The 12,045-nt window shown below is 45.4% G+C and carries 14 protein-coding genes; 10 read left to right on the top strand and 4 right to left on the bottom strand.

The genetic code is table 11. The annotated features are described in order from the left end of the window. The 3 genes from FTU69_RS02950 to FTU69_RS02940 form a co-directional block, all read right to left on the bottom strand. On the bottom strand, nt 1–890 hold an 890-nt coding region (locus FTU69_RS02950), incomplete at its 3' end, for an IS4-like element ISAbe18 family transposase (protein ID WP_180103455.1). Nucleotides 891–1,122: 232 nt separating this feature from the next. Further along, nucleotides 1,123–1,992, bottom strand: coding sequence for an RNA polymerase sigma factor RpoH (rpoH, locus tag FTU69_RS02945; RefSeq protein ID WP_005177101.1), 870 nt, complete (start codon nt 1,990–1,992; stop codon nt 1,123–1,125). 136 nt (nt 1,993–2,128) lie between these two features. Then, a complete protein-coding gene (locus FTU69_RS02940) occupies nt 2,129–2,365 on the bottom strand; it encodes a sulfurtransferase TusA family protein (protein ID WP_005177103.1) in 237 nt (78 codons plus the stop codon). A gap of 385 nt (nt 2,366–2,750) precedes the next feature. Between FTU69_RS02940 and FTU69_RS02935 the strand changes: the two genes are divergently transcribed. Next, nucleotides 2,751–2,963, top strand: coding sequence for a cold-shock protein (locus tag FTU69_RS02935; protein WP_005177104.1), 213 nt, complete (start codon nt 2,751–2,753; stop codon nt 2,961–2,963). Nucleotides 2,964–3,058: 95 nt separating this feature from the next. Then, the gene (gene rhlB / locus FTU69_RS02930; protein WP_005177106.1) at nt 3,059–4,210 is read left to right on the top strand and encodes an ATP-dependent RNA helicase RhlB; all 1,152 of its coding nucleotides are present in this window, start codon (nt 3,059–3,061) and stop codon (nt 4,208–4,210) included. A 110-nt stretch (nt 4,211–4,320) separates the two neighbouring features. Here rhlB and FTU69_RS02925 read toward each other — a convergent pair whose 3' ends face one another. Continuing rightward, nucleotides 4,321–4,701: a hypothetical protein gene (locus FTU69_RS02925; protein ID WP_104488774.1), complete on the bottom strand. Its 381-nt coding sequence runs from the start codon at nt 4,699–4,701 to the stop codon at nt 4,321–4,323. A gap of 224 nt (nt 4,702–4,925) precedes the next feature. Here FTU69_RS02925 and FTU69_RS02920 point away from each other — a divergent pair, with 224 nt between their 5' ends. The 8 genes from FTU69_RS02920 (at nt 4,926) to purF (ending at nt 12,032) form a co-directional block, all read left to right on the top strand. Beyond that, nucleotides 4,926–5,501 carry a nitroreductase family protein gene (locus tag FTU69_RS02920; protein ID WP_104471847.1) on the top strand — a complete coding sequence of 192 codons (576 nt, stop codon included), beginning with the start codon at nt 4,926–4,928 and terminating at the stop codon, nt 5,499–5,501. Between the two features lie 30 nt (nt 5,502–5,531). Continuing rightward, entirely contained in the window at nt 5,532–6,605 is a 1,074-nt protein-coding gene (locus FTU69_RS02915) for an NAD(P)H-dependent glycerol-3-phosphate dehydrogenase (RefSeq protein WP_005177113.1), read from the top strand. 84 nt (nt 6,606–6,689) lie between these two features. Next, a complete protein-coding gene (sixA, locus tag FTU69_RS02910; protein ID WP_180045956.1) occupies nt 6,690–7,145 on the top strand; it encodes a phosphohistidine phosphatase SixA in 456 nt (151 codons plus the stop codon). Between the two features lie 33 nt (nt 7,146–7,178). Further along, nucleotides 7,179–8,318: a type II secretion system protein GspL gene (gspL, locus tag FTU69_RS02905; RefSeq protein ID WP_180103454.1), complete on the top strand. Its 1,140-nt coding sequence runs from the start codon at nt 7,179–7,181 to the stop codon at nt 8,316–8,318. Continuing rightward, nucleotides 8,318–8,797 carry a type II secretion system protein GspM gene (gene gspM, locus FTU69_RS02900; RefSeq protein WP_075175184.1) on the top strand — a complete coding sequence of 160 codons (480 nt, stop codon included), beginning with the start codon at nt 8,318–8,320 and terminating at the stop codon, nt 8,795–8,797. The genes gspL and gspM overlap by 1 nt, the downstream gene beginning before the upstream one ends. Nucleotides 8,798–8,887: 90 nt before the next feature. Then, nucleotides 8,888–9,889, top strand: coding sequence for a quinone-dependent dihydroorotate dehydrogenase (locus FTU69_RS02895; RefSeq protein WP_180103453.1), 1,002 nt, complete (start codon nt 8,888–8,890; stop codon nt 9,887–9,889). 4 nt (nt 9,890–9,893) lie between these two features. Next, on the top strand, nt 9,894–10,469 hold the full coding sequence (locus tag FTU69_RS02890) for a CvpA family protein (RefSeq protein WP_016658356.1): 576 nt from the start codon (nt 9,894–9,896) through the stop codon (nt 10,467–10,469). A 24-nt stretch (nt 10,470–10,493) separates the two neighbouring features. Further along, a complete protein-coding gene (purF, locus tag FTU69_RS02885) occupies nt 10,494–12,032 on the top strand; it encodes an amidophosphoribosyltransferase (RefSeq protein WP_005177128.1) in 1,539 nt (512 codons plus the stop codon). Nucleotides 12,033–12,045 lie beyond the last annotated feature (13 nt).

Below are 12,045 nucleotides of genomic sequence, written 5' to 3'. Positions count from 1 at the left end.
AAGAACAGCTCAACTTTCCAACGATCTTTATAAATCGCCGCAATGGTGGAGGCGGCTAAATGAAAGTTATTGCTGAGAAAGCTAAAGTGCTTGCCACTTTGCTGATCTCTATATTCAATTCTTCTTATCACTGGGGCTTTTCTTTTTAGGGCATGTGCGCTATTCAGCTGAATGGTTTCATCTTTTAGAATACCTTTGGATTCAAGCACTGGATGTTGCTGGATCACCTGATACACAGATTTAGGCCTAAAACGTGTGACAAATCCAATGTTTTGAGCAGTCAGATTTGCATACCATTGGTAATCGACATAGCCTTTATCAAAAACTACAATGCTGCCAGCAGGAAACTGGAATTTACGGCCTTGTACCATGTCATTTTCTTTGCCATTTTCAACTGCAACAAACTCAGGAATATCATTGCTGTGATTCAATCCTATACTGAGTTTCATGCTGGCTTTTGAGTCGTGAACTTTGGCCCATTCACATAAGGAAAGCGACAGGTCAATATGACTGGCATCCAAGGAATACAAGGGATTCTTAAAGCGAAATTTATGAGCTACTTTTGAGTGTTCATAGTATTTAAGCAACTTGTAAAATAGCTGTTGATACAAGGCAGCAGGCTGCTGCTCATTGATTCGTGCCAGCGTGCTTCGGGGAATAGATTTTGCTCCGAGATGACTTAGCTTTTCCTGTTGGCACTCCAAATTGGATTGAATATCTCTCAGACTTTGCCTACAAGAGAATTGAGACATCAATATGGCAATAAACTGATCCCACCGGGAAGCCGCTCTAAATTTCTGTCCAACATGGTGTACTTTAGCAAGTTGTTCAAAATCCTGTCGCACAACAGGTTTAATTAGCTCATGAAATACGGTATTCTGATGTGACAAAACCTGAATCCTGGTCGTTAAAGTGTTTGTTTGCACTCATATTTTAACTGTTAGGACTCAGGTTTTTTTATTTAAAGCAAACTATGGGACAGCAGTGGTATTGAATCCAGCTTTTTGATTTTAGGGGGGAAGAAAATGGATTTCTTTAAGATCATCGCCCGGTTTCAGCAAGCACAGACAGCAAAAAAGGGCAGATCGCCCTTTTTTAACTTTAGCACTCTGGAATCATCACTTAGTTAGATGACATTGCCACTTTAATTTTTTCCATGGCATTTTTTTCAAGCTGGCGAATACGCTCCGCAGAAACATTATATTCAGCTGCCAGTTCATGCAGGGTCGATTTATCATCATCTAACCAGCGACGCTGCAAGATATTACGCGAACGGTCATCCAGCTGCTCCATGGCTTCATGCAGGGCAGAGGTACTTTGTGCCTCATAATCTTCATCTTCGACCAGACGGGCCGGATCGTAACGGTTATCTTCTAAATAAAGCGCCGGCGCAACATGGGTAGTGTTTTCACTTTCATCATCATTTTGCGCTTCGAAAGCCGCGTCATAAGCGGTCAGACGGCCTTCCATTTCCAGGACCTGTTCCGGAGTGACATTCAGGTCGTTGGCAATCGACTTGGCTTCTTCCAGCGTCAGTTTTTTGCTGGATTTTTTCAGGCTGCGTAAATTAAAGAACAGTTTACGCTGTGCCTTGGTGGTGGCAATTTTAACAATACGCCAGTTACGGATCACGTATTCGTGAATCTCGGCTTTAATCCAGTGCACGGCAAATGACACCAGACGCACGCCCATATTCGGGTCGAAGCGTTTCACGGCCTTCATTAGACCGAGGTTGCCTTCCTGAATCAGGTCGCCTTGTGGCAAACCATAACCTGCATAACTACGCGCAATATGGACTACAAATCGCAAATGCGACATGACCAGCATTTTTGCTGCATCTAAATCTTGATCGTAATAATAACGTTCAGCTAACTCTTTTTCTTGTTCAGCCGTTAAAATAGGAATTTGATTGACGGTACTAATATAAGCACCGAGATTTACGCCTGGCGCAGATAATGACAGGGGCATCAACTGATTGCGGCTGTCACTCATGAGTTCTCCTTATAGGATCGGTGGGTCGTATTACCTGTAAATTTCATCTTAATACCAATATCCTTGCAAATTAAGGAAAAAAGGTAGAGAAATGTAAAGTTTTATGCCAATGCATGCTGTTTACTTTAATTGAAAATTATTTAATTTCAATAAAGTAATGAAACTCGTTGGCAGAAATTTGTGTCAATTCACAGCCGTACTGGTGAATCTGACAATAGCGGCTGACATCTTGCTGACTATGCGGGTCAGAGGACTTGAGCAGAAAGTGTCCGGCGCCGGTTTTTTTTAAAGCGCGTTTTAGCATCAGTAAGGGCATGGGGCAGGGTTGTCCCATCGCATCAATGGTGATCATTTCATCGACAGAGTTGTCCATAATCTGCTTTAATCGGGTCTTTAAAAAAGGACTCAAAATATTAGCAAATTTGATGCCAAATCTAAAGTTTATTTGCGGTTTTTATCAAAATATAACATTGAAAAATCTTGAATTAACTTTGTCAAAAAAAGCATGAATTCTGAATAAGATAAATCAAAAAAAATCTATTATTTGTCATAAACCCGTGTTAAGCTCGATGCGTATTTAGGATTTGAGATAGGCAGTTGTTGTTTGTCGCCCTATTACAAATTGGATGTAACCGGGATTTTGTTAATAGTTATACAGAATGATTACAAGCTTAGAAATAAAAATATTTTTAAACTTTGTTTACTCTGCTGTTTGCAACACCGGGTGGTCCTTCTTTTTAATCAATGAGGATTAACTTATGACAGCTCGTGAACAAGGCGTAGTTAAATGGTTCAACGACACTAAAGGTTTTGGCTTTATTCAACGTAACGGCGGCGACGATGTATTCGTTCACTTCCGTGCGATTCAAGGCGAAGGCCACCGTTCACTTCGTGACGGTCAACGTGTTGAGTTCAGCGTAGTTAAAGGTCAAAAAGGCTTCCAAGCGGAAGAAGTACAACCTTTAGACTAATCGTTGGATTAATCTGAAAAACGCTCCATCTATTGGGGCGTTTTTTGTTTATAATATGATACGTTTTTGTGATTAATAAGTTAGAGCACATTTTTATGTCATCTGGTTTTGAAACCTTAAATTTACATCCGAAACTGAGACAAGCTATTGCGGCCTTAGGTTTTAAGGAAATGACGCCCATTCAGCAAAAGGTTTTAAAATTTACTTTGGCTGGACATGATGCCATTGGTCGCGCCCAGACCGGTACCGGCAAAACCGCTGCCTTCCTCATTAGCGTAATCAATGACTTATTGAATAATCCTGTGAAAGAGCAGCGTTTCCGTGGTGAGCCGCGTGCCCTGATTCTGGCACCGACGCGTGAACTGGCCTTACAGATTGAAAGCGATGCCAAAGAGCTGGTGAAGTTTACTGACCTGCATGTGGTGACTTTGTTGGGCGGTGTCGATTTTGACAAGCAAAAAGCGCAGCTGGATAAAAACTTTGTCGACATTATGGTCGCGACCCCGGGTCGTCTGATTGACTTTGTCGAGCAAAAAGAAGTCTGGCTGGATCAGCTGGAATTTCTGGTGATTGATGAAGCCGACCGTTTACTGGATATGGGCTTTATTCCATCGGTAAAACGGATTGTGCGTTTTTCACCGCGTAAAGAGCAGCGTCAGACTTTAATGTTCTCGGCCACTTTTAGCTATGATGTGCTGAATCTGGCCCAGCAATGGTTATTTGAACCGGTGACTGTCGAAATTGAACCGGAAAAGAAAACCAATGCCGATGTCGAGCAGCGCGTATATATGGTGTCGAATTCAGACAAATATAAACTGCTGCAAGATATTTTGCGCGACGAGCCGATTGAAAAAGTCATGATCTTTGCCAACCGCCGCGATCAGGTGCGCCGTCTGTATGACCATCTGAAACGTGATGGCTATAAAGTGGTGATGCTATCTGGTGAAATTGCCCAGGATAAACGCCTGAAAATGCTGGACCAGTTTAAAAATGGCAAACACAACATCATGATTGCCACCGATGTCGCCGGACGCGGCATTCACGTCGATGGTGTATCGCATGTGGTGAACTTTACCTTGCCAGAACAGTCAGATGACTATGTACACCGTATTGGTCGTACCGGTCGTGCTGGTACGCGTGGGGTGAGTATCAGTTTCCTGGCCGAAGATGATGCCTTCTATTTGCCAGAAATTGAAAAAGCCATCGGGCAAAAACTGCCATTAACCCGTTTAGATGGTTATTGCTAGGTTTTGATTTGCTGGGTGGGTGCTGAGGCAGCTACCCACATGAAATAAAAAATGGATCAGCCCAAAAGGAACTGATCCATTTTTTATTTCATCTTTTGATTACGTTCAGATTAGTTGGCCTGACAGCGGAAGGTGAGTACGGTCTGATAATCATCATCCTGCGCCAGCTGGGCATTACGACCCGAGATAGTGCCGAGTACAGTCGCGGCAGCCTGAATCATCTGTCCGGTCTGTTCATCGACCACACCTTTTAAAGCGCCGTTATAAGTGGTCTGTTCATCGACCACCACCGGTGTAGCGCGGCTACCACAGGTTTTGTTGGCCGCACTAATTGCGTTGTTTTTGGAGATGATATTGCTTTTCCCTAAACCGGTGACTTCGTACTGATTATTTTCTTTCTGAATTGCCAGCGAAGAGGTCGGGTTTGAGGCACAGGCGGTAAAAAACAGCGCAGCGGTGGCTGCAGCACTTAAACCAATCAGCTTGTTCATATGTAGTCCCCATATTTTATTTGTTGAATCAGTCATCTATCTAAACATATCTACACTTTTAGAGTTTGTAGAAGCTGTAAAGAAATGCAGTTTTATATAGTGGCTCTGTGACAGATAAGCCGGCCATTAAAACTCAGGATTCATACAAATAACCCAACGCAAATAGAGTAAATTCTGTGGTTTATGCTAATCTTGAAGCAGATTTTACAGATAGATATAAGCCAATGACGGATACAGTGGAAGCTACGGTTCATCAGAATATTCATCAACGTCAGTCGATTGGGCATCTGGTCGAGCCGGCACCGAATGCAGCGCAGCTGGAGCGTGCCTTTCAGGCAGCCTTGACCGCGCCTGATCATCATCGTTTAAAACCGACCCGTTTTGTGGTAATTCCGGCAGAGCGCCGTGAAGCCTTTGGCGAATTGCTGGTACAGGCCCTGGCCGATTTGGGCCAGACCGATGCGGTGCAGCTGGAACGTGTGAAACATCATCCTTTTCGGGCGCCATTACTGGTGCTGGCACTGACCAAATTCCAGCCGCATCCTAAAGTTCCGGATTTTGAGCAAACCTTAAGTACCGGGGCGGCGGTACAGAATTTCCTGCTGTCTTTGCAGGCCCAGGGCTTTGCCAGTATGTGGCGCAGTGGTGCCGTGGTTGAATCAAAATTATTGAAAAAAGCTTTGAAATTAAATGAAGATGATTTAATTTCAGGCATCATCTATATTGGAACTGCCGCAAAAGCGATTGCGCCGCGTGCGGACATTCAGACTGACGCCTATGTCAGTTACTGGACGGAATAAGCATCGCATACGGCTGAGGATATAAAAATAATGTCAGAATTGAATTTTGCCAGTCTGGTAGAACCGGTCAATATTGATCAGAAAACCGCATTAAGAATTACCGTCTTGGGTGGGGGCAGTTTTGGTACCGCCATGGCCAATACCGCGGTGCGTAACGGCTGCGATACCATGATCTGGATTCGGGATGAAGCCACCGCTGAAGAAATTAACCGCACTCATATCAATAAACGCTATTTGCCAGATTTTCCTTTAGAGCCGGGCTTAAAAGCAGTATCGGATCTGGAACTGGCGGTGCGCGACCGAGATATTATTCTGGTCGCCATTCCAAGTCATTCTTTTCGTGATGTGCTGAAGCAGATTAAGCCGTTTATCACCTCGCAAGCGGTGGTGTCCCTGACCAAGGGTATTGAGGCCAAAACCTTCTGCTTTATGAGCGATATTATTCGTGCCGAATTGCCGGAAGTGCCGTATGGGGTGCTGTCTGGCCCGAACCTGGCCAAAGAAATTGTAGCCGGGCAGCCTGCCGGAACCGTGATTGCCAGCCAGTCAGAACTGGTACGTTATGCGGTGCAGCAGGCACTCCATAGTGCTTTATTCCGTGTATTCGGTAGTGATGATGTACACGGGGTGGAACTTGGTGGGGCGTTAAAAAATATTTATGCCGTGGCCATGGGCATGGCCGCCGCGTATAACGTCGGTGAAAATACCAAAAGTATGATTTTAACCCGTGCTTTAGCTGAAATGAGCCGTTTTGCGGTCAAGCTGGGCGCCAACCCGCTGACATTCCTCGGTCTGTCAGGTGTCGGTGATTTATTTGCCACCTGTAGCAGTCCACTGAGTCGTAACTATCAGGTCGGGTTTGCACTGGGCAAAGGCAAAACCCTGGAACAGGCCACACAGGAACTGGGCCAGACCGCAGAAGGGATTAATACCATTGTGCAGGTCAAAGCGCGTTCTGAAGAGCTGGATGTGTATATGCCAATTACCAGCGCCTTGTATGATGTAATTTATGAAGGACAGCCGCCGCTGACGATTGCACTGGCACTCATGAAAAATGGCCATCGTAGTGATGTAGAGTTTGTATTGCCGCATCATGAGGTATAAATTGGTTAAAATATGACAGTTTGATGAACTGAACTGTCATATTTACTGCTTATAATGCGGACAAAATGAAATAAGGAAATGTATATGCAATTGACCCTAGTGCGTCATGGTGAAGCTTCACCACCCGTGCATGGTAATGATATTAAACGTCCCCTGACCGAACGTGGGCATACCCAGGCACAGCAAACGGCAGAGTATTTAAAAGATCTGATCCGTCCGGATGTGTTTGTGGTTAGTCCGCTGTTACGTGCCCAGGAAACGCTGGCGCATATCCAGACCTATTTTAAAGATGTGCCTGTGGTGATCTGCAATACCATTAAACCGGAGGATGATGCGACTCAGGCTATTGAGTGGTTATCGCATTTGCCTTATGAATCAATTGCCGTGGTGTGTCATATGAATGTGGTGGCACATATTGCAGAGCAGTTAACCGGGGAATCTTTTCATCCTTATGCGCTGGCAGAAGCGCGTATTTATGAGCAGGCGGTCATTGCTGCAGGTTTATCGACACAAATAAAAAGTTTTATTCCAGACGCATAACAACACACTTTATTTCATGGCAGTACAATAACAATGTTGCAAATATGGATGCCGGAAGCCAATGGGGTTTGGCAATGGTCGAGCGGGGAGTACTGGGTTCAGGCCAATACCCTTGAAGACCTGATTCAGGCGATACAGCTTCATCAGGGTGAAGAAGCAGTGGTGTATTTCCCGAGCCGGGATATACAGATGCTGCAACAGCAGATGAACAAGGCCCAATACAAGCAGCTGGGGCCAGAGGGGATTAAATTCCTGCTAGAAGAGTTTGTGGTATTGCCAATTGATGCCATGAAAGTGCTGCATCATTTTCAGCAGCCGGACCGCCTGACTTTACTTGGTGTGGCGCAAAGCCATGTCGAAACCTTGCAACATGCTTTGGCGCTATTGCCGGTCAAAGTCACGGCCTTATTGCCAGACTTTTTATTGCTGCCAGTGCCTGAGCCTGATCATATTGTGCTGGCCAATGTCTGTGGCCGGTTGCTGGTACGTGAAAATGAATATCTGGGCAGCTCGGTCGATGATCTGGCTTTATTTCTGGATTATCAGGCGCCTGAACAGCGTTATCAGATCAGTAATTTTACCGCCGAACAGATGCATAGTATTGAGGCTATCAGCACGCATGAGCAGTTAAGCTCTTTCCATTATGAAGTGCCGGTGCTGAAAAAAGTCAAACAGCATCCTTTTAATATTTTACCCAAAGCCAAAAGTGAATCGGGCATTTCGGGTTACTGGAAAGCCTGTGCTGCGGTATTTTTGGGGATTCTGGTGGTGCAGTTCAGTTATGATGCCACGCGCTGGTATCAGTATAAAAAAGTCGCGAATCAGACCGCGGTGCAGGCGATTGATCAGTTTAAATACTGGTTTGGGCAAAACTATCCGGTCACCGAGCAAAATATTAAAAGCCAGTTTGAATATCAGTTAAAACAAAGCCAGACTGCCGATACCCAGGCCTTACAGTTGCTCAGTCGGGTCGGGCCGGTATTGATGCAGAATCAGATTGTGGCCAGACGGGTCAATTATGATCTGTCCAGTCTGAATATGGAATTGCAGGCCAGTTCCGCAGCCAGCTTGCAGGCATTGACCCAGCAATTAAACCAGCAAGGCTTTAAGGTCGAGCTAGGTAATATTCAACCGGCCGCCAACGGCGCAATCGGACTGGTGAAAATACAATAATGAAAGCAGTAGAAAAAATTCAGCAGCGTTGGGATCAGTCGCTGGAAAAATTAAATGACTATTTAGATACGCTGAGCTTGCGTGAACGGATCATGGTGATTTTTACCGGTATTTTTGTGCTGGTGGCCGCCGTCGGATCGGCGCTGTGGTATATGCACGGCGCAGCAGATCAGCAGCAAAAACGGCTCAATACCTTAAAAGATCTGGTGGTGTGGATGCAAAGCAACGCCGTGACCATGAAGCCGGCCGGGGATGTACAGCTCAGCAGTCTGGAAAAAGTACAGCGCGTGGCACAGCAGCAGGGTTTGTCGGTGGCATCGCAGCAGTCGGGTGAAAAAATTCAAATTGTAAGCAGTCATGCACAATATTCTGTGCTGGCCAATTTCCTGACCCAGCTGGCACAAATGGGATTAAGCATTGAAAAAATGGAATTAATTTCTGATGCCGGGCAGATTAAATTAACGGCGACAGTGCAATAACCGGTAAAAATAAACAATGGTCAAGCATGGTGTTTTCAACAATCTGGGCCTATAATAGGCCGACTTAAAAAGCCGTAGACTTTTGCCGATATGTTGTATTCTCTTGCCCGCCCTTTGTTGTTTTCTTTGGCACCGGAGCGTGCACATGAGCTCACATTATCTTTATTAAAATCAGGTCATAAAATGGGCCTGATGCGTCAGCAGGTGGCAGCAAAATCGGTCACCTGTATGGGTATTGAATTCCCGAATCCGGTAGGTCTGGCTGCAGGCCTGGACAAAAATGGTGCCTATATTGATGCACTGGCCGCTCTAGGTTTTGGTTTTATTGAAATTGGTACCATCACCCCGCGTCCACAAGCCGGTAATCCACATCCGCGTCTGTTCCGTTTACCGCAGGCCAAAGCCATTATTAACCGCATGGGTTTTAATAATGATGGCGTCGATAAGCTGATTGAAAACGTCAAGGCCGCCAAATTTAAAGGCGTACTGGGGATTAATATTGGTAAAAATGCCGATACTCCGGTAGAAAAAGCGGTTGATGATTATCTGATCTGTTTAGAAAAAGTTTATAATTACGCCTCTTATATTACGGTCAATATCTCATCACCAAACACCAAGAATTTGCGTAGTCTGCAAAGCGGCGATGCCCTGACCGAGCTGTTGCAAACCTTGAAACAGCGTCAGTTGGCGTTGGCCGAAGAGCATCAGCATTATGTACCGTTGGTGCTGAAAGTCGCGCCAGATCTAGAACCGTCCGATATTGAATTTATTGCCCAGCAATTACTGCAATTTAAAATTGATGGTTTAATTGTGACCAATACCACCTTGTCTCGTGAAGGGGTAGAGAATTTGCCACATGGCGATGAAGCCGGTGGTTTATCGGGTGCGCCAGTATTTGAAAAGAGTACCGCGTGTCTGGCAGCCTTTGCCAAAACCTTAGAGGGCAAAATTCCTTTAATTGGTGTTGGTGGTATTCTTTCAGGTGAGCAGGCAGTTGCGAAACGCAATGCCGGTGCAACTTTGGTACAAGTGTATAGCGGTTTGGTCTATACTGGCCCGGAACTTGTGAAAGATTGTGTAGACGCACTTTAAAGTCATGAACGCCATCGATATCTTTATACTGATTATTCTGCTCATTGGAGGGCTTAACGGTTTGCGTCAAGGATTTATTAAAGCCTTTGCGAACTTGGTCGGTTGGATTTTTGCCCTGATTGTGGCGGCAAAATATGCTTCCGTTCTAGCGCCTTCAATGACCGCTCTCAGTGCTGATCCGGTGGTTCAGAAAATTGCGGCCTTTGCTTTTATTGTGTTGGTGATTGTGGTGCTGACCTGGATGGTGAGCGCATTATTAAACCGCATCTTGAAATCGCTGAAACTGGGCCCATTAAATCGTTTAGCCGGTGGTGCGTTTGGTACCCTCAAAGGTCTGCTGATTGTGCTAATTGCCATTCAGGGCATTGGGCCGTGGGTCGAAAGTTCGCCGCACTGGAAACAGTCCAAATTTATTCAAACCCTTTTACCTTATGCGCCTTGGGCCACACAAATGTCCAAAGATGCCGCCAATGAGGCTTTACAGCACATCAAATCAGAAGATGCTCCGAAATCTTCTGGTTCTTCATCTGAACCTGAACGAAAGGGCGCAGATGAGTCAACGAATAATCCTTTTTATTAATCCTAGCTGGTCTGCGAGGTTGCTATGTGTGGAGTAGTTGGTATAGCTGGTAAATCACCTGTTAACCAAATGTTGTTTGATGCATTAACGATGTTACAACATCGGGGACAAGATGCAGCTGGGATTGTCACTTGCCATGAAGGTCGCTTGTTCTTGCGTAAAGACAATGGCATGGTGCGTGATGTATTCCATACCCGTCACATGCGTGCCTTGCTGGGCAACTACGGGATTGGTCATGTGCGTTATCCGACGGCAGGTTCATCTAGCAGTGCAGAAGCGCAGCCGTTTTATGTGAACTCGCCGTACGGTATTACCTTGGCGCATAACGGTAACCTGACCAATGCCGAAGAAATTCATGAAGACCTGTTCAAGACTGATTTACGTCACATGAATACCGATTCAGATTCAGAAGTACTGTTAAACGTTTTTGCCCATGAATTACAAAAACGCGGCAAGCTGGAGCCGGCAGCAGAAGATATCTTCCATGCGGTAACGCGTGTGCATGAGCGTTGTAAAGGGGCTTATGGCGTGGTGGCCATGGTGACCGGTCAAGGGATTGTGGGCTTCCGTGACCCGCATGGGATTCGTCCGTTAATTTACGGTTCGCGTGAAACCGATGAAGGCATGGAATACATCATTGCCTCTGAATCGGTGGCAATTACGGCACTGGGCTTTAAAGTCGAGCGTGACCTGGCACCGGGTGAAGCCATCTTCATTGACTCTAACGGCCAGATGTTTACCCAGCAGTGTGCGGCGCAATCTGAATATCATCCATGTATTTTTGAATATGTGTATTTCGCGCGTCCAGATGCGACCATTGATGGTATTTCGGTATACAAAGCCCGTTTAAAAATGGGTGAGAAGCTGGCGCAAAAAATCCTGCGTGAATGGGGTGAGGAACACGATATTGATGTCGTGATTCCAATTCCAGATACTTCGCGTACTTCGGCCTTGGAACTGGCCAACACCTTAGGTGTTAAATTCCGTGAAGGCTTTATGAAAAACCGTTATATCGGTCGTACCTTCATTATGCCAGGTCAGCAGCAGCGTAAAAAATCGGTACGTCAAAAGCTGAACCCGGTTGAGCTGGAATTTAAAGGCAAGAATGTGTTACTGGTAGATGACTCGATTGTGCGTGGTACCACCTGTAACGAAATTATCCAGATGGCACGTGACGCTGGTGCCAAACGCGTATTCTTCGCTTCAGCGGCACCGATGGTGAAATATCCAAACGTGTATGGTATTGATATGCCGGCTAAATCTGAGTTGATCGCCTCTAGCCGTAGCGTCGAAGAAATTCGTGAAATTATTGGTGCTGACCGTCTGATTTTCCAGGATCTTGAAGATTTGAAAGCTGCAGTACGTACCCATAAAGTGCCAGAAGTGAATGATTTCGATTGCTCGGTGTTTGATGGGGTTTATGTCGCAGGCGGTATTGATGAAGCCTATCTGGATAATCTTCAGCAAAAACGCAGCGATACAGCCAAAAAGAAAAAAGACAATTATATCGATGTGAATATTGATGCTGCATCGGTAGATTTGACCGGTTTGAAAGAAGAATAATTCTTGTAAAACT

Source organism: Acinetobacter sp. YH12134 (assembly GCF_013418555.1).
Taxonomy (GTDB): domain Bacteria; phylum Pseudomonadota; class Gammaproteobacteria; order Pseudomonadales; family Moraxellaceae; genus Acinetobacter; species Acinetobacter indicus.
This window is presented reverse-complemented; position numbering and strand designations above follow the sequence as displayed.